At 65.5% G+C, this 20,668-nt stretch carries 24 protein-coding genes; 13 read left to right on the top strand and 11 right to left on the bottom strand.

Annotated features, from left to right (window positions below; all coding sequences use genetic code 11):
- Positions 1-17: 17 nt before the first annotated feature.
- The 3 genes from NZK81_RS16450 (at position 18) to NZK81_RS16440 (ending at position 2,891) form a co-directional block, all read left to right on the top strand.
- Positions 18-884: a DUF3298 and DUF4163 domain-containing protein gene (locus tag NZK81_RS16450; RefSeq protein WP_260047165.1), complete on the top strand. Its 867-nt coding sequence runs from the start codon at positions 18-20 to the stop codon at positions 882-884.
- 37 nt (positions 885-921) lie between these two features.
- Positions 922-1,752, top strand: a complete 831-nt coding sequence (gene map / locus NZK81_RS16445) for a type I methionyl aminopeptidase (RefSeq protein ID WP_260047164.1) — start codon at positions 922-924, stop codon at positions 1,750-1,752.
- Positions 1,753-1,841: 89 nt separating this feature from the next.
- Complete coding sequence (locus NZK81_RS16440) at positions 1,842-2,891, top strand: hypothetical protein (protein ID WP_260047163.1); 1,050 nt, start codon at positions 1,842-1,844, stop codon at positions 2,889-2,891.
- 147 nt (positions 2,892-3,038) lie between these two features.
- On the opposite strand, the gene aroC is transcribed toward NZK81_RS16440, so the two are convergent.
- Positions 3,039-4,121 (bottom strand): chorismate synthase, encoded by a 1,083-nt coding sequence (gene aroC, locus NZK81_RS16435; RefSeq protein ID WP_260047162.1) that lies wholly within the window; start codon positions 4,119-4,121, stop codon positions 3,039-3,041.
- A gap of 154 nt (positions 4,122-4,275) precedes the next feature.
- Here aroC and NZK81_RS16430 point away from each other — a divergent pair, with 154 nt between their 5' ends.
- From NZK81_RS16430 to NZK81_RS16415, 4 genes are read left to right on the top strand one after another with little or no spacing between them, the layout of a single operon-like run.
- Positions 4,276-4,584, top strand: coding sequence for an antibiotic biosynthesis monooxygenase family protein (locus NZK81_RS16430; protein ID WP_260047161.1), 309 nt, complete (start codon positions 4,276-4,278; stop codon positions 4,582-4,584).
- Positions 4,585-4,932 (top strand): arsenate reductase, encoded by a 348-nt coding sequence (locus tag NZK81_RS16425; RefSeq protein ID WP_260047160.1) that lies wholly within the window; start codon positions 4,585-4,587, stop codon positions 4,930-4,932. It begins immediately after the preceding gene.
- Entirely contained in the window at positions 4,929-5,540 is a 612-nt protein-coding gene (gene pnuC, locus NZK81_RS16420; RefSeq protein ID WP_260047159.1) for a nicotinamide riboside transporter PnuC, read from the top strand. The genes NZK81_RS16425 and pnuC overlap by 4 nt, the downstream gene beginning before the upstream one ends.
- Positions 5,537-6,043, top strand: coding sequence for an ATP-binding protein (locus NZK81_RS16415; protein ID WP_260047158.1), 507 nt, complete (start codon positions 5,537-5,539; stop codon positions 6,041-6,043). The genes pnuC and NZK81_RS16415 overlap by 4 nt, the downstream gene beginning before the upstream one ends.
- Before the next feature lie 10 nt (positions 6,044-6,053).
- On the opposite strand, the gene NZK81_RS16410 is transcribed toward NZK81_RS16415, so the two are convergent.
- The 3 genes from NZK81_RS16410 to ubiG all read right to left on the bottom strand — a co-directional run bounded on the left by NZK81_RS16410 (position 6,054) and on the right by ubiG (position 9,179).
- On the bottom strand, positions 6,054-7,109 hold the full coding sequence (locus NZK81_RS16410) for an NAD(P)H-dependent amine dehydrogenase family protein (RefSeq protein ID WP_260047157.1): 1,056 nt from the start codon (positions 7,107-7,109) through the stop codon (positions 6,054-6,056).
- Positions 7,110-7,219: 110 nt separating this feature from the next.
- Positions 7,220-8,434, bottom strand: coding sequence for an APC family permease (locus NZK81_RS16405; protein ID WP_260047156.1), 1,215 nt, complete (start codon positions 8,432-8,434; stop codon positions 7,220-7,222).
- Between the two features lie 13 nt (positions 8,435-8,447).
- A complete protein-coding gene (ubiG, locus tag NZK81_RS16400; protein ID WP_260047155.1) occupies positions 8,448-9,179 on the bottom strand; it encodes a bifunctional 2-polyprenyl-6-hydroxyphenol methylase/3-demethylubiquinol 3-O-methyltransferase UbiG in 732 nt (243 codons plus the stop codon).
- Between the two features lie 84 nt (positions 9,180-9,263).
- Here ubiG and NZK81_RS16395 point away from each other — a divergent pair, with 84 nt between their 5' ends.
- The gene (locus NZK81_RS16395; RefSeq protein WP_419181700.1) at positions 9,264-10,523 is read left to right on the top strand and encodes an aspartate kinase; all 1,260 of its coding nucleotides are present in this window, start codon (positions 9,264-9,266) and stop codon (positions 10,521-10,523) included.
- Positions 10,524-10,564: 41 nt separating this feature from the next.
- Here the strand turns inward: NZK81_RS16395 and NZK81_RS16390 are convergent, their stop codons facing one another.
- From NZK81_RS16390 to NZK81_RS16380, 3 genes are all read right to left on the bottom strand, one after another.
- Positions 10,565-11,893, bottom strand: coding sequence for a GGDEF domain-containing response regulator (locus NZK81_RS16390; RefSeq protein ID WP_260047154.1), 1,329 nt, complete (start codon positions 11,891-11,893; stop codon positions 10,565-10,567).
- A 116-nt stretch (positions 11,894-12,009) separates the two neighbouring features.
- Entirely contained in the window at positions 12,010-12,450 is a 441-nt protein-coding gene (locus NZK81_RS16385) for an ester cyclase (RefSeq protein WP_260047153.1), read from the bottom strand.
- Positions 12,447-12,974 (bottom strand): DUF2239 family protein, encoded by a 528-nt coding sequence (locus tag NZK81_RS16380; protein ID WP_260047152.1) that lies wholly within the window; start codon positions 12,972-12,974, stop codon positions 12,447-12,449. The genes NZK81_RS16385 and NZK81_RS16380 overlap by 4 nt, the downstream gene beginning before the upstream one ends.
- A 98-nt stretch (positions 12,975-13,072) precedes the next feature.
- Between NZK81_RS16380 and NZK81_RS16375 the strand changes: the two genes are divergently transcribed.
- Positions 13,073-13,408, top strand: a complete 336-nt coding sequence (locus NZK81_RS16375; protein WP_260047151.1) for a GIY-YIG nuclease family protein — start codon at positions 13,073-13,075, stop codon at positions 13,406-13,408.
- Positions 13,409-13,412: 4 nt separating this feature from the next.
- Here NZK81_RS16375 and NZK81_RS16370 read toward each other — a convergent pair whose 3' ends face one another.
- Both NZK81_RS16370 and NZK81_RS16365 read right to left on the bottom strand, forming a co-directional pair.
- On the bottom strand, positions 13,413-14,711 hold the full coding sequence (locus NZK81_RS16370) for an acetyl-CoA hydrolase/transferase family protein (RefSeq protein ID WP_260047150.1): 1,299 nt from the start codon (positions 14,709-14,711) through the stop codon (positions 13,413-13,415).
- A 126-nt stretch (positions 14,712-14,837) separates the two neighbouring features.
- Positions 14,838-15,305 (bottom strand): hypothetical protein, encoded by a 468-nt coding sequence (locus NZK81_RS16365; RefSeq protein WP_260047149.1) that lies wholly within the window; start codon positions 15,303-15,305, stop codon positions 14,838-14,840.
- Positions 15,306-15,492: 187 nt separating this feature from the next.
- On the opposite strand from NZK81_RS16365, the gene NZK81_RS16360 reads away from it, so the two are divergent.
- From NZK81_RS16360 to NZK81_RS16345, 4 genes are all read left to right on the top strand, one after another.
- Positions 15,493-16,512, top strand: a complete 1,020-nt coding sequence (locus NZK81_RS16360) for an NAD(P)H-dependent flavin oxidoreductase (RefSeq protein WP_260047148.1) — start codon at positions 15,493-15,495, stop codon at positions 16,510-16,512.
- A gap of 11 nt (positions 16,513-16,523) precedes the next feature.
- Positions 16,524-17,378 carry a formyltetrahydrofolate deformylase gene (purU, locus tag NZK81_RS16355; protein ID WP_260047147.1) on the top strand — a complete coding sequence of 285 codons (855 nt, stop codon included), beginning with the start codon at positions 16,524-16,526 and terminating at the stop codon, positions 17,376-17,378.
- A gap of 70 nt (positions 17,379-17,448) precedes the next feature.
- The gene (locus tag NZK81_RS16350; protein WP_260047146.1) at positions 17,449-17,850 is read left to right on the top strand and encodes a VOC family protein; all 402 of its coding nucleotides are present in this window, start codon (positions 17,449-17,451) and stop codon (positions 17,848-17,850) included.
- A 189-nt stretch (positions 17,851-18,039) separates the two neighbouring features.
- Positions 18,040-19,041, top strand: coding sequence for a GGDEF domain-containing protein (locus NZK81_RS16345; RefSeq protein WP_260047145.1), 1,002 nt, complete (start codon positions 18,040-18,042; stop codon positions 19,039-19,041).
- A gap of 10 nt (positions 19,042-19,051) precedes the next feature.
- On the opposite strand, the gene NZK81_RS16340 is transcribed toward NZK81_RS16345, so the two are convergent.
- Positions 19,052-19,786 (bottom strand): alpha/beta fold hydrolase, encoded by a 735-nt coding sequence (locus NZK81_RS16340; protein WP_260047144.1) that lies wholly within the window; start codon positions 19,784-19,786, stop codon positions 19,052-19,054.
- A gap of 65 nt (positions 19,787-19,851) precedes the next feature.
- A complete protein-coding gene (locus NZK81_RS16335) occupies positions 19,852-20,604 on the bottom strand; it encodes an SDR family NAD(P)-dependent oxidoreductase (protein WP_260047143.1) in 753 nt (250 codons plus the stop codon).
- Between the last annotated feature and the right edge of the window lie 64 nt (positions 20,605-20,668).

Genomic DNA, 20,668 nt, shown 5'->3' with positions numbered 1-20,668 from the left:
GCGCGAGAGGAAAAATGATGCGATACGGCCGATGGTCGCTGGTGGTCCTGTTACTCGCAAGCGGTTGCCAGGGTGGGCGGGGCGATTCTGCGCCCGATGGCAGCGCCAGCGCCGTCGCCAGCGTGCCCGACGACGAGGCGATGCTTCCCGGCGGAGCGACCGCCGAGGCGAGTGCGGCGCCGAGCGAGGCGCCGCCCGAAGTGCCCGCAGCGACGGGCCGCTCGGTCGACGTATCGAACGAGCTGTATGAATTCAGCTATTCCTATCCCGATGCCGCGGGTGCGATTCCCGGTTTCAGGGACCTGCTCGATGCCCAGCTTCACGCCGCGCGCGAGCGGCTCGAATCTTCCGCGCGCGATGATCGCAACGCCGCGCAGAAGGACGGCTTTCCCTATCATCAGCACAGCTACGGTGCGAAATGGGAAGTCGTCACCGACCTGCCGGGCTGGCTCTCGCTGTCGGCGAAGATCTACACCTATACCGGCGGCGCGCACGGGATGAGTGCCTTCAATTCGCTGTTGTGGGACAGGCGGGGCGAAGCGGTGCGCAAGCCGCGCGACCTGTTCACCAGCACCGATGCCTTGCGCAATGCGATTCGCGAACCCTTCTGCGATGCCCTCGACAAGCAGCGGGAAAAACGGCGCGGCGAGCCGGTGCAGCGTGACAGCGGGCAGATGTTCAGCGAATGCATCGACCCGGTGGCGCAGACGCTGATTCTCGGCTCGTCGAACCGCAAGACCTTCGATCGCATCGGCATCCTCGTCGGGCCCTACGAGGCCGGTCCCTATGCCGAAGGTACCTACGAAGTGACCCTGCCGGTGACGGGCGCGGTCATGGCCACGCTCAAGCCGCAGTACCGTACCGGCTTTTCTGTCGGTCAATGATCTCGCAATTCCCACGCGAAATCGCTATGTAGCCGCGATGAGCGAATACCAGATTGTAGAACCCGGAAGCGAAACCGTCCTGCGCGACGGCACGATCAAGCTGCATGGCCCCGAAGCCTTCGAGGGCATGCGCAAGGCAGGGCGGCTCGCGGCCGAAATCCTCGACGAGATTGCGCCGATGGTGCAGCCGGGCGTCACCACCGCCGCGATCGACGACAAGGTGCGCGAACTCACGCTGGATGGCGGCGCGGTTCCGGCCACGCTGGGCTATCGCGGTTATGCGCATTCCTGCTGCATCTCGATCAACCACGTCGTGTGTCACGGCATCCCTTCGGAAAAGACGCTGAAGGAAGGCGATATCCTCAATATCGACGTGACCCCGCTGCTCGATGGCTGGCACGGCGATTCCAGCCGCATGTACTTCGCGGGCGAGCCCTCGCTGAAGGCGCGGCGGCTGGTCGAAGTGACTTATGAGTGCCTGATGATCGGCATCGAGCAGGCCAAGCCCGGCAACCGCATCGGCGACATTGGCGCGGCCATCCAGGCCTATGCCGAGTCCAACCGCTACGGCGTGGTGCGCGAATTCTGCGGCCATGGCCTTGGCCGCCTGTTCCACGATGCGCCCGAAGTGGTCCACGCCGGCCGTCCCGGCACAGGGCCGCTGATCAAGCCCGGCATGTTCTTCACCATCGAGCCGATGATCAACCTCGGCAAGCCGCCGGTAAAGCTGCTCAGCGACGGCTGGACCGCCGTGACCCGCGACAAGTCGCTCTCGGCACAGTTCGAGCACTCGATCGGCATTACCGAGGACGGTTGCGAGATCTTCACGCTCAGCCCCAAGGGCCTCGACAAGCCGCCCTACGCTTGAGGCCCGATATCGCCCCTGCGCTTGCCCGGGGGCGTGACCTCTCGCCTGCGTCGTGACAGCTTGCCTCCAACAAGAATGGAGGGAGAGCTATGGCGACCGATACTCTGGCGGACCTGTCCGGCGGTATCCCGGTGGAACGCGAATACGTGCTCGATGCGCGCCCGGAGGACGGCGTGCGCGATGCCGTGAACGTCTGGATCGAGGAAGAGAACGGCCTTTTCGCCATGCGCGTGGGGGTCGAGGCCGTGGCGGAACAGTGGGGCCGGCACGAGATGTGGCTCGACATCGCCTTTGCCGACGGGCGTCTCTATTCGCGCCGCGGCGACGGCGAGACGCAGAGCGCGATCGGTCCCGGCGGCAAGCCCACGGTGCGCGCGACCGGACCGATGTGGTTCGAATGCATAGAGCCGTTCCGCCGCTGGACCGTGCGTTTCGAAGGCCCCGTGGCCGAAACCAGCGCGCAGGAAATCCTCGAAAACCCCGACTTCAAGGAGAAGAAGTGGGTCGACGTGTCGTTCGACATCGACATGGAAATGGCCGCCGTGCCCTGGCAGCCGGGCACGATGACGCCCGAGGCCGCCGCCGCGATGGGCGGCAAGCAGGGCGATTTCATGAGCCCGCGCTACGAACAGCTCTTCCGCTGCACCGGCACGCTGACGGTCGATGGCAAGGCGCATGCCTTCAAGGCCAATGGCCTGCGCATCCGCCGCACCGGCTTTCGCGCTTTCGCCGGGTTCACCGGGCACTGCTGGATGTCGGCGATCTTCCCCGACGGGCGCGGCTTCGGCCTCAATGCCTATCCCCCGCGCGACGATGGCGAGCCGACCTACGAGGAAGCCTGGGTGATCGACAGCGACGGCCGCCGCGTCGGCGCGCGCCCGGTGCAACTGCCGTGGCTCAGGAAGCTGGTGACGGGCGGGGAGGCGGTGCCGCTGGTGTTTGAAACGCTGGAAGGCAAGCGCATCGCGATCGACGGCGTGACTTTCACCAATACCCGCTCACGCGGCGGGCACGTGCTGCCGCCGGACTGGCCCAAGGACTGGCCGATCGTGCAGCAAGCCCATGCGTTCTACACCTGGGACGGCGTGCGCACGACGGGCATGATCGAGCGGTCGAGCAAGCCCAGCGTGATGGATTAATCCTCCCCCACAGGGGGAGGGGGACCATGCGCAGCATGGTGGAGGGGCACAGGCGGTTTACCGGGACTAAGAGGGGGTACGCTTTGCGGCACGTGCCCCTCCACCACCCTTCGGGTGGTCCCCCTCCCCGTGCCGGGGAGGATCTGCTTACCCGCACTGCCCCCGGTGGAGCAGCTTGTGATCGGCCAGCACCAGCGCCATCATCGCCTCGACCACCGGCACGCCGCGAATGCCGACGCAGGGGTCGTGGCGGCCCTTGGTGAACAGCTCGGTTGCCTCACCCTCTCGCGTGACCGTCGGCTGCGGGGTAAGGATCGAGCTGGTCGGCTTGAAGGCCACGCGCACCACCACGGGCTGGCCGGTCGAGATACCGCCCGCGATGCCGCCCGCATGGTTGGCGTCGAACGCGGGGCCATTGGTGCCGGGCCGCATCGGATCGGCATTCTGCTCGCCGGTCAGGCGCGCGGCGGCGAAGCCGTCGCCGATCTCGACGCCCTTGACCGCGTTGATGCCCATCATCGCGGCGGCAAGGTCTGCATCGAGCTTGCCGTAGAGCGGGGCGCCCCAGCCGGCGGGCACGCCCGTCGCCACGCATTCGACCACCGCGCCGACCGAGGAGCCGGCCTTGCGGGCCTTGTCGACGATCGTTTCCCAGCGCTTCGCGGCTTCGGGGTCGGGGCAGAAGAACGGGTTGTTGCCGATCTCGGCCGCATCGAAGTTCGCCATGTTGATCGCATCGCCGCCGATCTCGGAGACATAGGCGAGAATCGTCACTTCGGGCACCACCAGCCGCGCCACGCCGCCTGCCGCCACGCGGCTGGCCGTCTCGCGCGCGGAGCTGCGCCCGCCGCCGCGATAGTCGCGGAAACCGTACTTGGCGTCGTAGGCATAGTCGGCATGGCCGGGGCGATAGGCCTTGGCGACGTCCGAATAGTCCTTGGAACGCTGGTCGACGTTTTCGATCATCAGGCTGATCGGGGTGCCGGTGGTGCGTCTTACGCCGTCTTGGCCCTCGAACACGCCCGAAAGGATACGAACCTGATCGGGTTCCTGCCGCTGGGTGGTGAATTTCGACTGGCCCGGACGGCGCGCATCGAGGAACGGCTGGATCGCGCTCTCGTCGATGGCGAGGCCCGGGGGGCACCCGTCGACGACGGCGCCGATCGCCGGCCCGTGGCTTTCGCCCCAGGTGGTGAAACGGAAAAGACGGCCGAAGCTGTTGACGCTCATGCCTCGCGCTTTGTCGCGGGATGCGCCGTTTGTCCAGCGCCGTGCTGTCCGGCGAGGCCGTCGCGAACATCGCACAGACATCAATCGCACAAGAAACGGTGCTCCGTTCATACCGTACTTGTCGAAATGCGTGCCTGCGGGCAAAGAAGGCCGCATGTATATGAACGTGTTCCGCAGTCGCAAAAGCGCAGACATGGACGTGGCCGCCTATCGCGCCGACGCCGCGCGCATGGGCGATCTTGCGCGCACGCAGCCGGGTTTTGTCTCCTACAAGAGCTTCACGGCCGAGGATGGCGAGACGGTGACGATCTCGGAATGGGAGAGCAGGGAGCATGCGAGCGCCTGGCAGCGCCATGCCGAACATGCCGCCGTACAGGCCCTCGGCAGGGCCGAATATTACGACAGCTACGCGAACTATTCGTGCGATGAGCCCGAAGTACGCCGATTTTCAAGGGGGTCTTGAGTGACAATCGCGTTTTACGGAATTCCCAACTGCGACACCGTCAAGAAGGCTCGCAAGTGGCTTGAGGCGCAGGGGCTCGATTACACCTTCCACGATTACAAGAAGGAAGGTGCCGATCCGGCGAAACTGGAGCGCTGGGTGGCCGCTGCCGGCTGGGAAAAGGTGCTCAACCGCGCGGGCACGACCTTCCGCAAGCTGCCCGAAGACGATAAGGTCGATCTCGACGCGGCCAAGGCGGTGAAGATCATGGAAGCCAGTCCCAGCACGATCAAGCGGCCGGTGGTGGAGTATCCGGGGGGTATTCTCGTCGGTTTCAAGGAAGCCGACTGGACGGCTGCTCTCAAATGACGCCCGAGGTCCTGACCACGCTCGAATGGGTGGCGGCCGGGTTCGGTGTCGTCAACATCGCCCTGCTCATCTGGCGCAGCATCTGGAACTTCCCTTTCGGGATCATGATGGTGGCGCTCTACATCTTCGTGTTCTGGGAAAAGCGCCTCTACGGCGAGGCCATGCTGCAGGTGTTCTTCATTCTCGCGCAGGCCTGGGGCTGGTGGCTGTGGTACAAGACCGGCGGCGAGGACCCGGACCATCCGGACCGGGTTCCGGTGCGCTGGCTCGACAACATGAGCCGCGCCGTGTGGTTGCTGGCGACTGCCGCGATCAGCCTCAATCTCGGATGGGTCATGCACCGCTTCACCGATGCCGCGATGCCTTATGCCGATGCCGCGATTACCGGTGCGAGCGTTTCGGCCCAGATCCTGCTGGCGTTCCGCCGGATCGAGAACTGGGTGTTGTGGATCGTGATCGACGTGGCCGCGATCGGGCTTTACATCAACCGCGGCCTGCACCCGACGGCCGGGCTCTACGGCGGCATGCTGGTGATGTCGCTGCTGGGCCTCAAGGAATGGGTCCATTCCGCGAAGTCCGGGCCGAAGGGCACCGTCCAGATCGCATGAAGTCGGTATGCCTGCACGGGGCGGAATGTACTGGCAAGTCGGTGCTGGCGGGCAAGCTCGGCTATCCTTGGGTGCCCGAGTACGGGCGCACGTATTGCGAGGAGCGCGGTACCGACCTGACCATGGCGGACCTGCTGGCGATCGCCGAAGGGCAGGCGGAAGAGAACCGCAGGGCCATGGCGGGCGCACCGCCGCTACTGGTGCTCGATACCGACCAGCTGATGACGGCGGCCTGGGCACAGATGCTGTTTGGCGAAGTGCCGCCGTCGCTGCTCGAATATCCCAAGGCAGACCTCTACCTGCTCTTCGCGCCCGACGTGCCTTGGCTTGCGGATGGCACCCGGCTTTTCGGCGGAGACGCGGAACGCGCCCGCTTTGCCGCGCTGGCCGAGGAGATGTTGGTGCGGGCGGGCGTGCCCTTCGTCCCTGTTTCCGGGCACTGGGAAGAACGCGAGGCGCAGGCGCGGGCGGCGATCGCGGACCTGCTCGGCGCCCCGGCCTGAAGCGTCGGCTTCAGCCGCGCGCCCTGATCCAGTCGCCGACCGGGGCATGCGGCAGGCCGACGTCGAGAAGGCCCAGCACGCCGGGCCGCGCGGCCCTGATCTGGTGCAGCGCATTGACCGCGGGCATGGCCGTCATCGTGTCCCACTCGTGGTTGCCCCAATGCTTTGGCGGGGTGAAGCGCATGCGCATGTCGATATGCGGTTCGCCGTCGATGACGAGGTGGTACTGATCGTCGTCGAGGTCCCACCCCTCGGCGAGCGTCTTCGTCAGGTACCATATCACGGTAAGGTTGGTGACGGTCCTTCCGCCCACCTTGCCGTTCCAGCCACCGCGCAGCGCGGCGTTGGTGCCCTTTTCCATGCAGAACCAGCCCAGGTCCACCTTCTCGGCGGCGGTGGCGTATTCGCAGAAGAATTCGATGTCGTCGAAGGTGACGCCGATGGCCTCGCCGATACGCTGGACCACGTCCTTGAACATGATCAACCAGGTATGCGCGCGTTCCACCAGCGCGGGCGTGGCGCCGCCCGGCTCGCCCATGCCCAGGAACCCCCAGGTCTCGACCGATTCGTAGACCGAGCAGTCCGCCGATTCGGTGAGCGAAATGGACGTGACGTTGCGCGTGGGCGCGGTCAGGGAGACCAGCACGGCGTTGATCCAGCCCGGGTTGATCCCGGTGACGTAGAACGAGCTGTTGCCTGTCGCGCAGGCCGCCTCGAGCCTTTCGCGCACGTCGCCGCGAACCCCGCCGAGGTTCATCAGCAAGTTGGTGCTGACCACGTCGAGACCCGCTTCGAGCAGTGTCACGATATGATCGAGATCGGCTTCGAACGGGGTGTAGAGCACGCTGTCCGCACCCAGCGCGAGCAGTGCGTCGACATCGTGGGTGGCCTTGATCCCCGTCACGGTTTCCGGCCGGCCGCACAGCGTGCCGGCATCGGTGCCGCACTTGTCGTCCGAATAGGCATAGACCCCGACGAGATCGAGATGGGGATCATCGAGCACGCCGCGCATGCTCAGCTTGCCGACTTTGCCCGTGGTCCACTGGATGACGCGCAGCTTGTCCATGCCTTCTCTCCCGTTTCGGCCTGTTCCGGCCGGTTTTGCGAGGAGTGTCACGCGAAGCGGTGAGGCGCGATAGTTCCCATGCGGGTACTGCTACGGGTACTGGGCGCCGACTATCCCTCCACCGGCGCGCCGAACAGCGCGGCGGCAAGGCCGAGCACGGTCAGGAAGGCGAATCCGAAGCAGCGCTGGAAACGTCCGCCCGGAGCGCCGCCGTACCATGCGCGGATCCCGGCCAGTGCGCTCTGCAGCGCGTAGTAGAAGGCGAAGGCGCGGCTGGCGAGGCTGACGATCTCGAACACGTCGGCCAGCCAGGTGAGGGCAAGGCCCGCGCCGACGAGGCCGACATACGTCATCTTCGGGCCCATGCGCCCGCCGGTGAGTTCGCAGAACAGGCCGCCCGAGCCATTGGTGTCGGCCACGGCCGCGCTGAACTGCGCGCTCAGGGCGGCGAGGATCAGCAGCGGGCCGAGGACCACCGAGACAGTGCGCATCAGGTCGATGATCGCCGTTTCGTCCAGCGCGAAGGTGCCGCTCTCGAAACTGACCGTGAGGAGCACGACGTAGACGAGATAGATGCCGGTTGCGATCCATTGCGAGATGCGCATCGATTCCTGCCGTTCGGTGGCGGAATAGTACCTGCCGAGATAGCGCGAGGTCTCGAACCCCTGGACCGTGACGATCAGTCCGAACAGGAGCTGGATCGACCCGGTCATCCCCAATACCATGCCGCTTTCGGCAAGATTGTGGTCTTCCCACTCGGCCCCGGCATGGATGGTCAGCGCGGCGATCAGGGCGGCGATGACGATCAGCTTGATCGAGACCGTGAGCTGTTCCATCCGCTCCAGCAGCGAGAAGCCTTTGGTCAGGCCCGCGCCGAGGATGAGCAGATAGGCGCCGGTGGTGATCAGGCGGCCTAGCAGTTCGGAGGGCGCGCCGAAGATGCGTGCGGCAAAGGCGCCGAACAGGTTGAGGTAGTAGGCGACAGAAATCACGTAGGCGAAGGCCAGTGCCCAGCTCGAAATGACTTCGAGACGATCAGCCAGGGCAGTGTCGAGGTCGGGCTCGTCGAGGCGCTCGATGTTGTAGCGGATCGCCGCGCCGAACAGGTAGCCCACCAGGCAAAGCGCGCCCATCGCGAGGATCGCCCAGGAGCCGAAGGCATCGGTGAGAATGGGGCCCAGGATCAGGAATCCGCTGCCGATGATCGAGGCCAGCGGCGTGACCGTGGCGCGCCATAGCTTGGCACGCGCGACGCGCGGCCAGAAGAGCAGCGCAGCAACGGCAAGGCCCGCCACCGCCATGGCTATTTCGATTGCGGTGTCCATCGGTATGCGGGCTTTACGCTCTTTGTGCCGTCACGATATAGTTGAGCGAGAGATCGTCCGAGAGGTGCAGACCCTGCGCGGGCGACCAGCTGATGCCCTTCGGCTCGCCGAGCGACAGCCCGGCCGCTTCGGCCAGCTCGGCGAGTTCGGCGGGGGTGACGAACTGCTTCCAGTCATGCGTGCCGCGCGGCACCTGCCCGAGCCGTTCGGCCGCCTCCACAAGCAGCAGGCGCGATTGCGGCGTGCGGTTGGGGCACGATAGGATCATCAGGCCTTCGGGTGACAGCGCCGCGGCAAGGCTTGCGAGGAAGGCGGCCTTGTCGGTCACGTGTTCGATCACTTCGAGCGAACAGACGAGATCGAACCCGGAAAGGTCCATGGCGCCCAGTTCGCCCTGCCGATAGTCGATGGCAAGGCCCATGGCATCGGCATGGGCGCGTGCGGCGGCGATGTTCTCGGGCGCGGCGTCGACGCCGGTCACTTGGGCGCCCAGCCGGGCGAGCGGCTCGCACAGCAGGCCGGCACCGCAGCCGGCATCGAGCGCGCGCTTGCCGGAAAGGGGGCGCCGCAGCGTGCCTGAATCCGTTGCGAAATGGGCATCGATTGAATCGCGGATGAAGGCCAGGCGTACCGGGTTGAGCTTGTGCAGCATGGCCGAGGAACCCTTCGGGTCCCACCAGTCGGCCGCCAGCGCGCCGAAATGTGCCGCCTCCTTCGGATCGATCGTCGCAGTTGCATTGTCCATGAGTCCCCCCTAACAGCGCGCCCGACTCTTATCCACACGCGTCTTTGAGCACGCGCAGCAATCGACACCGGGAGCATTGGCACCTTGGCACGTATCGTGATGAAATTCGGCGGCACCTCGATGGCCGGGACCGAGCGCATCCGGCGCGTGGCGGGTATCGTCAAACGCCAGCAGGAAGCCGGGCACGAAGTCGCCGTGGTGGTTTCGGCCATGGCCGGCGAGACCGACCGCCTCGTGAACTTCTGCCGGGAGGCGAATGCCCTTTACGATCCTGCCGAATACGACGTGGTCGTGGCCGCGGGCGAACAGGTCACGTCCGGCCTACTCGCGCTGACCCTGCAGGCGATGGGCTGCAAGGCCCGCTCGTGGCTGGGCTGGCAGCTCCCGATCAAGACGGACAATGCCCATGCCAAGGCCCGTATCGAAGACATCGATTCCGAAGCGCTGCTGGCCTCGATGGCCGCGGGCGAGATCGCGGTGATCCCCGGCTTCCAGGGGCTCGCGCCGGAAGGCCGGGTAACGACGCTGGGCCGCGGCGGCTCGGATACCTCGGCCGTGGCGGTCGCCGCTGCCGTGAAGGCGGAGCGCTGCGACATCTACACCGACGTCGACGGCGTCTACACCACCGATCCGCGCATCGTGGCCAAGGCGCGCAAGCTGCCGCTCGTCACGTACGAGGAAATGCTCGAGCTGGCCTCGGTCGGCTCGAAGGTGCTGCAGACCCGCTCGGTCTCGCTCGCCATGAAGGAAGGCGTGCGCGTGCAGGTGCTCTCTTCGTTCATCGACGAGACCGCGCCGGCCGCCGACACCCTGCCCGGAACGATGATCGTCAGCGACGAAGAACTCGAAGGAAGCGACATGGAACGCCAGCTGATCACCGGTATCGCCGCCGACAAGAACGAGGCGAAGGTTACCCTTACCCGCGTGCCCGACCGTCCGGGCGCGGTCGCCTCGATCTTCGCGCCGCTGGCCGAAGCGAACATCAACGTCGACATGATTATCCAGAATGTCGCCAAGGACAAGGGCGAGACCGACGTCACCTTCACGGTGCCGCAGGCCGATCTGGCCCGTGCGTTGGCGATGCTGGAGGAGCGCAAGGAAGCGATCGGCTACTTCCGCATGATTTCCGATGCCAATGTCGCCAAGATCAGCGTCGTGGGCGTGGGCATGCGCAGCCACGCGGGTGTTGCCAGCACCATGTTCAAGACGCTGGCGGACCGCGGGATCAATATCCTCGCCATCTCCACCAGCGAGATCAAGGTTTCGGTGCTGATCGATGCCGACGAGACCGAACTGGCCGTGCGCGTGCTGCACACCGCCTACGGGCTCGACGCCGCCGCGTAACGTAAGCCTGGCGAACGTCCTCCCCGCGCGGGGAGGACGTCCTACGACGCCGTGCGATAGAAGACGGCGTCGGTGCAGATGCGGTTGCGGCCCTGTTCCTTGGCCATGTAGAGCATCTGGTCGGCGGCGTTGAGATTGTTGTCGAGCGCTTCGTCCGGCTGGATCAGCGCGATACCGATCGAGGCGGTAACCCGCAGTTTCACCGCGTTGTGCGGCACCACGGCTTCTTCGATGGTGCGGCGGACCTCTTCGCAGACGGCGACGGCCTCGTCGCTGGTCATGTCGGCCAGCAGGAGCACGAATTCCTCGCCGCCGAGGCGGGCCGACAGGCACTTGTGGCGCGCCAGCACGGCCTGCACCGCCTTGGCCACCATCTGGATCACCTGATCGCCGACGTCGTGGCCGTAGCCGTCGTTCACTTTCTTGAAGTGGTCGATGTCAAGGATGGCGAGCGATGCGCTGCCGCCCTGCTTGCGCAGCCGGGCGAGCTGGCTCTGCGCCTTCTCGAAGAAGGCCCGGCGGTTGTACATGCCGGTCAGGAAGTCCCGCTCGGCGAGGAACCGCAGCCGTCGCATGTGGCTCAGCGTCTCGATGTTGCTCGAGATCCGGCACTTCACTTCTTCGGCGATATAGGGGCGATAGACGAAGTCCGATGCGCCCGCCTTGATGAGCGCGGCCGAGAGGAACGGGTCCGAACTGGCGGAGATGCCGATGATGCGGACCTGTTCGGGTGGATAGGCGGCGCGGATACGGCGGGTCAGTTCCTGGCCGTCCATGTCGGGCATGTGGAAATCGGTGACGACGAGCTGGATGTCGTCGTGCGCCCTGAGCGCCGCGAGCGCTTCCTCGCCGCATCCGGCCTGGTGGATTCGGTAGTTTTGCAGGCTGAGGATGTCGGCCAGGGCAAGCCGCGCGCTCTCGCTGTCGTCCACGATCAGGATCGAGGCGACGGTGGCGTCGGTGATCCGCTGGATCGTGTGAATGATGTGATCGACCGTGTCCTGCGCGTCCTTGATGAAGTAGTCGACGATATGCGCGGCGCAGGCACGTTCGCGCACCTTGCGGTTGAGCGTGGCGGTGAACAGGATCGTCGGGACCCCTTCTTCCTCCAGCAGGTCGATGATTTCGCCGTCCGGCGCATCGGGCAGGTTCATGCCAGTCACCGCCAGGCCGGGGCGGTCCTGCGCAAGCGCCTGCGAGGCTTCGGCGTAGGTCTTGAACCATTCCACTTCGCAGGCGGTCTCCGCCTCGATGCGCGACTTGAGCATGAGCGCCATGGCCGCGGAGTCCTCCACGAGCATGACGGAGCAGGAGGCCGGCGTGGCGGCGTCGATGGACCTTGCCTGATGGATCGTGCGGAAGCGGGTCAACGTGGCTCCTTTCGACTGTAGGGGCTGCCGAAAGGAGCCGCCGTTACGCGGCTTTGCACGGGCACGGTTAGCGTCCGGTAATAACCGGCCTAGGGGCTTCCGAGAGTTGCCACGTGTCAGACGCTTGCCGGCGCCGCCGCATTGGCCTGCAATTGCTGGAACACGCCGAGTCGGTCCGAGACCTGCCAGTGGCCGGTCAGCCGGTCGTCCTCGTCGAATGAATAGACGCTCGCTCCCGACATCGCGATGGGCTGACCGCTCGCCGGAAAGCCGGCGATGGCCGCATGGTGCGTGGCCGCCCAGGTCCAGGCGATGATCACGGAGTCCCCGCTCTCACTCATGTGCACGATCGCGAAACGCTGGTCGGGGAAGGGCGTGCGCGAGGTTTCGAGCCGTTCGACGAAGCCGGCCTGGTCGAGGGTGCGGCCTTCCCAGGGATCGCCCGGATCGTGCCGGATCGTGTACAGGGGGGCGAGGAATTCGGGCACGGCCGCGCTTTCGCCCCTGTTCCAGACCCGCTCGATGAAATCGGCCAGCAGCTTCTGTCGCGTGGTCACGGTGTATCTCCTTCGGAACTGTGCAAGAGCGCCATGACGTATTCGCGCACGTCGGCGGGCCATGGGGCGATGGTCTGGGCGAGGCCTTCGGGATCGTCCGCGAAAAGCAGCCGCGATGCCTGCTCGAAGCCGGGAAAGTCCCCGGCCATGGCCGACATGAAGCGGTAGGCGCGTTCCTGTGCGACGCGGCGCGATGCGCGACCGTCTTCGGCCTTGCGCGCGGCATCGACGAGCCTGCGCAGCGCCTGCGAGGCGCCGCCCGGTTGCCGGTTCAGCCAGTCCCAGTGACGCGGCAGCAACGTGACCTCGCGTGCGGTGACGCCGAGTTTCGGCCGCCCGCGCTTGCGGGCGGGCGCGGCAGCAGGAGCCTCGCTCTCGCGCCAGTCGAGATCGACGACCTTTCCGGTCTCGTCGTCGAACACCAGAACGCCCGCCTGGTGTCCGCGCAGGGTGGCGACGAGTTCGCGGCGCGTGCCGCGGGCGATGCGCTTGCCATCGAGGAAGGCCGTGCACAGGTCTGTCATGTCTTGTCTCTGGCAATCATTTTTACCCGGATAAATTGATTTGTGGCACGAGTCAATTTATCCGGGTAAAAATGACGAATCGCAGGATGACAGGATCAATGGACAGGAAAGACCGCAAGGCGGCGTTGGCCGCCTACCGCGAACGCAAGACCGAGCCGGGCGTTTTCGCGCTGCGCTGTGTGGCGAGCGGCGAAGTATGGGTGGGGCGCGCGCAGGATCTTCCGGCCATCCGCAACCGTATCTTCTTCACGCTCCGGCAGGGCGCGAACCCGCACCGCAAGTTGCAGGCGGCGTGGAATGCGCATGGCGAGGAGGGGCTGGTATTCGAAGTGCTCGAGATACTCGATCCGGAGAAACTGGAACTGGCGTTCGAACGCGAATTGAAGGACCGTCACGCCCACTGGATGGAGCGCCTCGGAGCCACGCGGCTCTGAGTGCCTAGAGCGCGCGGGCCAGTTCGTCGCGGAACTTCGGGTGTGCGAGCCCGATCATTGCTTCGGCCCTTTCGCGCAGGGACTTGCCGCGCAGGTTCGCCGCGCCGTGTTCGGTGACGATCCAGTGCACGTCGTTGCGCGGCGTCGTCACCGGGCCTTCCAGCTTGGGGACGATGCGGCTGACGGCGCCGTCCCTGGCGGTGGAGCGGCACGCGATGATCGAGATCCCGCCGCTGGAAGCATTGGCGCCGCGTACGAAATCGAGCTGGCCGCCTGACCCGGAATACTGGCGGCCGAGCATGTGTTCGGAATTGCAGGCCCCAGAGAGGTCGACCTGCAGCGTGGCATTGACCGAGACCACATTGTCGTTCTTGGCAATGTGGCGCGGATCGTTCACCACGTCGACGGGCAGCGAATAGACCGCCTGGTTGTCGTCGAGCCAGTCGTAGAAGGCGGTGTCGCCCATCGCGAAGGTGAACACGCTGCGCCCCGGGAAAGTGGTCTTGCACCGGTTGGTGACGGCGCCGCAGCGCATCAGCGCGGCAAGCGCCGGGGTCAGCAGTTCGGTATGGATGCCCAGATCCTTGCGATTGGTCAGGCGGCGGCACACTTCGGCGGGCAGGTTGCCGATGCCCATCTGCAGGCAGGCACCGTCATCGATCATGCCCGCGATGGTCTCGGCGATCATTTCGTCCTCGACCGCGCCGGCACGTTCGTTCACCTCGATCAGCGGCGAGCGGTGCTCGACGATCGCGTCGACTTCCGAGACGTGGAGCGGTGATTCCCCGAACACGCGCGGCATCAGCGGATTGACTTCGACGATCAGGCGTCGGGCCGCCCGCGCGGCCACCGAGGTGTAGTCGTTGGCGGTGCCGAAGGTGAAATAGCCGTGCTTGCCCATCGGCGAGACCATGGTCACGCAAGTGTCGAGCGCGATTTCCTCGCGCAGGAGCTGCGGCGAGGCGCTGAAGGCGGTGGGGACGAAATCGATCAGGTGCTCGTAGACCGTGGGATCGGCCTTGATCAACGCACGCTCGACGCTGCTCAGGAACATGCAATGCGGGCGCACCCGGCCGAGCAGGTCACGCCGCAGGACGCTCTGCGCGGCATGCGCCATCGAGTGGAAGTACCACAGCCGCATGTCGGCAAGATCGCCCGCCTCGACGCGGTTCGCGAGGGCTGCGAGCAGGGCGGGCGGTTCGGCGACCGCCATGCCCATCGCCACATGGCTGTCGGAAGCGACCATCCGTGCCGCCGCGTCGGCGGACATCAGCTTTGCTGCGTAGATCTCCTGAACGTCCATCGTCCGGGACGTTCGCATTGCCCTGCGGCAAGATCAAGACTGTCTGAATACGGATGAGCCCTGTTCCCGGGACAGGCACGGGCCTCTCGTCGGGAAATCGCGGGTTCTGATCGGGCCCGGGCGGCCTTACTGCATCCGCAGGCCTTGCAGCATGGTCTGCAGCGCACGCAGGTCGCGTGCGGCTTCCTCGGTCTTTCCGGCATTCACCTTGGTGCGCACGGCTTTGGCCGTGTCCGACAGAAGCGTACGGAGCGGGGCCGGAGCGTCGGGGCCGATCTGCGAGGTATCGGCGATCAGCGCTGCGGATTTGTCGAGCGCGAGGGCCATGTTCGTCGTCCCCTCATCGAGGCGCGCGGCCAGGATGCCCGCGTTCACTTCCAGGTTGAGCAGGGACTTGCGCGTCTCGGGCGAGAAGCTGGACGGATTGATGTTGTCGAGCGATGCCGTTTCCTTGGGCAGGCTGGTGGCAACGGCATTGGAAATGACAAAGCGGCTGACCGCGAGCCCCGCGATCGCCACGAGTCCTGCCGTCAGCAGAGCCGCCAGCAGCATGTTGGATGGCTGGCGAAGGCGGCCCAGGTAGCTGGAAAGCATTAGAACGAAGACCTCTTGTGTTATTGTGAGCGGCTCATCTGCCCTTGCAGGCTCTTAATCGCACGTGAAATTCCTGCAAGCGCCTGAACCGTGGGTTACGATCTATGGTTCACACGCTCATCGCTTGTGTGCCACGGCCCGTCGTCCTATGGCGCTGCCTTTCGATTAACCGGCTATGGGAGCATCGATGGCCGTCCATACCAAGACCTCGGCGCTGATGGCGCGGGGATGCGAGTTCCTCGGCAGCGAATACGCAATTCTTTGCGGCGCGATGTCCTGGGTGTCGGAACGGAATCTCGTTTCGGCGATCAGCAATGCCGGCGGCTTCGGCGTGATTGCCTGCGGGGCGATGACCCCGGAACTGCTCGATGCCGAAATCGCGGCAACGAAGACGCTGACCGACAAGCCCTTCGGCGTCAACCTGATCACCATGCATCCGCAGCTCTTCGACCTGATCGAAGTGTGCAAGAAGCACGGCGTCGGTCATGTCGTGCTCGCGGGCGGCATTCCGCCCAAGGGCAGCGTCGAGGCGATCAAGGCAAACGGGGCCAGGGTGATCTGCTTTGCCCCCACGCTGGCGCTCGGCAAGAAGTTGCTGCGCTCCGGCGCGGACGCACTGGTCATCGAGGGCATGGAAGCGGGCGGCCACATCGGTCCGGTCTCGACTTCGGTGCTGGCGCAGGAAATCCTGCCCAGTCTGGCCGCAGACAATCTCGTTTTCGTGGCTGGCGGCATCGGCCGGGGCGAAGCGATGGCGGGTTACCTCGAAATGGGCGCCGCAGGCGTACAGCTGGGCACGCGCTTTGCCTGCGCGAGCGAATCCATCGCCCACCCCGATTTCAAGAAGATGTTCTTCCGCGCCTCGGCCCGCGATGCCGTCGCTTCGGTGCAGGTCGACCCGCGTCTTCCCGTGATCCCGGTGCGAGCCCTCAAGAACAAGGGTACCGAGGAGTTCACGGCCAAGCAGATAGAGGTGGCCAAGAAGCTCGACGCGGGTGAGGTCGATATGGGCGAGGCCCAGCTTCAGATCGAGCACTTCTGGGCCGGCGCGCTGCGCCGCGCGGTGATCGAAGGCGATGTCGAAAGCGGTTCGGTCATGGCCGGCCAGTCGGTCGGTATGGTGACCAGGGAAGAGCCGGTGGCCGAGATCCTCGCCTCGCTCATGGCAGAGAGCGAAGCAGCGCTGTCCAACCGCGCTGCGGCCTGAAGGAAGGCGCGATGTCCGGACCCCTGATCCTCGCCCTGTCGTGTGCCGACCGCCCCGGCATCGTTGCCCGCGTTACCGGCTATCTGGCGCAGATGGGTGGCAACATCATCGAGGCGCAGCAGTTCAACGATCTTGCTGAAGACAAGTTCTTCATGCGGGTCGCCTTCGATCCCGGCGAGGCCGATCGCGAGGAGATCCGCGAGGGCTTCGGTCCTATCGCGCATGAATATGGCATGGCCTGGTCGATGCTGCGCCGCGATCGGCCGCGCCGCGTGCTGCTGATGGTGAGCAAGTTCGACCATTGCCTGGCCGACCTGCTCTATCGTCAGCGCATCGGCGAAATCGCGATGGAAGTCGTCGGAATCGTCTCCAATCATCCGCGCGAGGCGATCAGCACGCTGATGATCGGCGACATTCCCTTCCACCATATGCCGGTGACGAAGGAAACCAAGGCCGAGCAGGAAGCGCACGTGCGCAAGCTGGTCGACGAGTCGCGCGCCGAACTCGTGGTGCTTGCCCGCTACATGCAGATTCTCTCGGACGACATGGCGTCCTTTCTCTCGGGACGCTGCATCAACATCCACCACTCGTTCCTGCCCGGCTTCAAGGGGGCCAAGCCCTATCACCAGGCGCACGCGCGCGGGGTGAAGATGATCGGTGCGACCGCGCACTATGTCACCGCCGATCTCGACGAGGGACCGATCATCCACCAGGACGTCGAGGCGGTCACGCACGCGGACACCGCCGAGGACATGGTGCGCAAGGGCCGCGACATCGAGCGCCGCGTGCTGGCCGAGGCGGTGCGCCTCCATCTCGAGGACCGGGTCCTGCTCAACGGTGGTCGCACGGTGGTGTTCCGCAGCTGAGGTATCGCTCTCGCGCTTGCTCCGTGCCCGGTGTTGGAGGACACTCGGCGTGCAGACACGGGAGAGCGAAATGCACGTAAGCGGCATCGACCACATCAACATCCTAACCGATGACCTCGACAGGACCGCGCAGTTCTATGCCCGGTTGATGGGGCTTACCCAGACGGAGAATCCGGCCATTTCGTTGGGGTTCAAGGGTGCCTGGATGCGCGATGCGCATGGCAACGCGATCATTCATCTCGTCTGGAAGGATCCCCAGATGGACCGCTACGAGGGATACGCGCCGGGTGCTTCCACCAATGCGGTCCATCACGTCGCGTTCAAATGCGCAGGTTTCGATGAAATGATCGGCAAGCTCGAGGAGATGGGGCTCGAATACCGTGTGAACGACTTGCAGCATCTGGGTGTTCGTCAGATCATGGTCACAGATCCCAATGCCGTGAATCTTGAACTCAATTTCGTGGCAGACTGAGCTTTTCGTGAAACAGGGTGCTCGAAATCGCCGGTTTCTCGGCAGTTACGATAGTTAACGGATTGTCCGCGCGCGATTGCATGATAATGGCGCACTGATATCGCGGAGGGCAGTTCGTTGGTGTTCAAAAGCTTGTTTTCCGGTGGCAGGGCAACGCGGGACGATAAGGGCGACGGAGCGGCGCAGGGGATGGCGCGGGCAGCCGGCGTCCGGGACCTCGCGCGCCGGCAGCTGCTGGATGACATCGTGGCCTTCCTGATCGACCATGAGCTGGAAATTTCCGAAGCGAACCTCGCGGTTGTCCTGGGTATCTGTTCGGGCAGCAACATCGCGCTCGCCAAGAAGGTCACCGATCGCCGCGCCGCCGGGCTGCCGGTGACGCAGGCGTGGCTGGATGAGCAGTCCCGCGGCGGCGAAGACTCGATCGGACGCATCGCCGACAAGCTGGAACGTTCGCTTGAAAGCTTCGCGGCCACCAGCCGCAGCGCCCGCGACACCGCCGCGCAATATAACAGCGAGATGCAGGTTCACGTCGAGAAGGCCGGCGAGGCGGAGGAGCAGGAGCAGATCCAGACGCTCACCACGCTGGCGCGGGCCATGCTGGAGCGTACCCAGCACCTCGAGCAGGAAATGCACCGCAGCGAGCGCGAGGCTGCGAAGCTGCGCAGCAGCCTGGCCAAGGCGCGCCGGGATGCCGATCACGATCACCTGACGGGGCTGCCCAACCGAAGGGCCTTCGAAGGCTTGCTCGAACACCATCTCCGCGATGCCCAGAAGAACCTGGAGCCGCTCAGCGTGGCACTGTGCGATGTCGACAACTTCAAGCGCATCAACGACACGCACGGCCACGACACCGGCGACAGGGTGCTTCAGGCAGTCGCCAAGGCGCTGGCCAAGATCACCGACGACAATTGCCATGTCGCCCGCCACGGCGGCGAGGAATTCGTCATGCTGTTTCGCGGCGATGGCAAGACCGAGGCGCTGCAGCGGCTCGACGAAGTGCGTGAGGCCTTTGGCGAGCGCAATTTCGTCAATCGCCGGACTGACGAGCCCATCGGGAAGATCACGTTTTCGGGCGGTGTCGCAGACGTTTTCGCCTACCCTTCCGCCCGGGATGCGCTCAAGGCCGCCGACGTGGCGCTTTACGCGGCCAAGGAACAGGGCCGCAACCGCATCGTCGCAGCCGACTGATGTCTTCGGCTCAGCCGGCAAGCGCCTCGAGCGCGTCTGCCAGCGGCCCGGGCACGCAATAGAACGGGCTGTGATCGCTATCGAGCGTGACCACCCGTGTTCCGGGGGACAGCGCCAGCATGCCGCGCTGGTTTTCGATCGGCATCGTGCGGTCCTGCAGGCATTCGATGTAGGTGCGCGGGACGGAGCCCCAGCGTTGAGCCGTCACTTCGGCTGGGGTCGAGAGCGGGCCAAGCGGTTCGGCGACCAGGTGGCTGATCGCGTCTTCGCGCAGGTCTTCGGGACATAGCTGGGCGAAGTACGGCAGCGCCGCTGCGCCGTCCATGACGATCCCGGCGCCGTTCTCCACCATGGCGCTGGCCGCCTGCATTCCCGGCTGGCTTGGCATCAGGCCGGGCAGTTTCGCGCGATCCTCGCCCGCCGGCGTCAGCACGGCGCAGATGTAGGCGAGGTGGTCTGCCGCGGCGGGATCGATTTCGGCTGCGAGGCTGATGACCGAGCCGCCGCGGCTGTGACCGGCGAGGACGACCGGTCCGCCGGATTCGCTACACAGGGCGTGGCACGCATTGAGCGCGAAGCGTGCCCAGCCTTCGAGGGAGGCGGCGCGCAGGGCGGCCTCGTCGCCGCCCATGCCGGGCAACGTCGGCGCAAGGACCGCATGGCCTCGTGCGCGCAGTTGCGCCGCGACAAGATCGAAACAGGCGCCGGTATGGAAGGCGCCATGGATGAGGACGAAGGACGCCATCGGTCAGGTTCTCCCGCCCCGGATCGTCGTCCTGTCCACGGCGTGTCTCCTTCGCTTGCGGCCGTTCATTGTTCGATTATCAGCGTGCCGAGCAGGCCGCCGTCGACGGCAAGGCTCTGCGCCGTCACGTGGCTGGCATCGTTCGAGAGCAGGAAGGCGGCGACGTTGGCCGCCTCATCGGGCGTGCCGATGCGCTTTTGCGGTACGCGTCCCGCCATCTGCGCCTTGAACTCTTCGGGCACGCCTTCGAGGATCGGGGTGTCGATGAAGCCGGGATTGATGACGTTGCAGCGCACGCCGTGCGGTGCGGCTTCCATGGCGATGCAGCGGGCGATGCCAAGCGCGGCATGCTTGCTGGCGAGGTAGCCGATATTGCCGACCATCCCGGTTTCCGCTGCGAGGCTGCCGGTCACCACGATCGCGCCCTTGCCGCGCGCGGTCATCGCCGGGAGGACATGGCGCAGCGTCCAGAACAGCGACGTCACGTTGACCCGCATGACCGCCTCGAATGCTTCGTCGGTATAGTCCGGTGTGAGCGCGAACATGCCCTCGATCCCGGCATTGAGGAACAGCCCGTCGATCGGGCCAGAGCGTTCTGCCGCCTCGTCCATGGCGGCGATGACCTGTGCCTTGTCTCCGACATCGGCGGTGATCCAGCGGGCGGCGGGGCCGATCTTCGCGGCTTCGGCTTCCAGCACCGCGGCACGCCGGGCAATCATCGTAACCGTGCCACCCAGTCCGGCGATGCGGCGCGCGGTGGCGAGGCCTATCCCGCTCGACGCCCCGGTCACGATCACGTGCTCGCCGGTAAAATCCATGCCCATCCTCCCCATGGCTTTTCGGGGAGAGTGTCGGATGCCGTTTGCGTTGTCCATCGCCGGC

The sequence above is a fragment of the Novosphingobium mangrovisedimenti genome, assembly GCF_025153475.1.
Lineage (GTDB): Bacteria > Pseudomonadota > Alphaproteobacteria > Sphingomonadales > Sphingomonadaceae > Novosphingobium > Novosphingobium mangrovi_A.
Note: the sequence above shows the minus strand (reverse complement) of the source record. Positions and strands in the feature narration are given on the sequence as shown.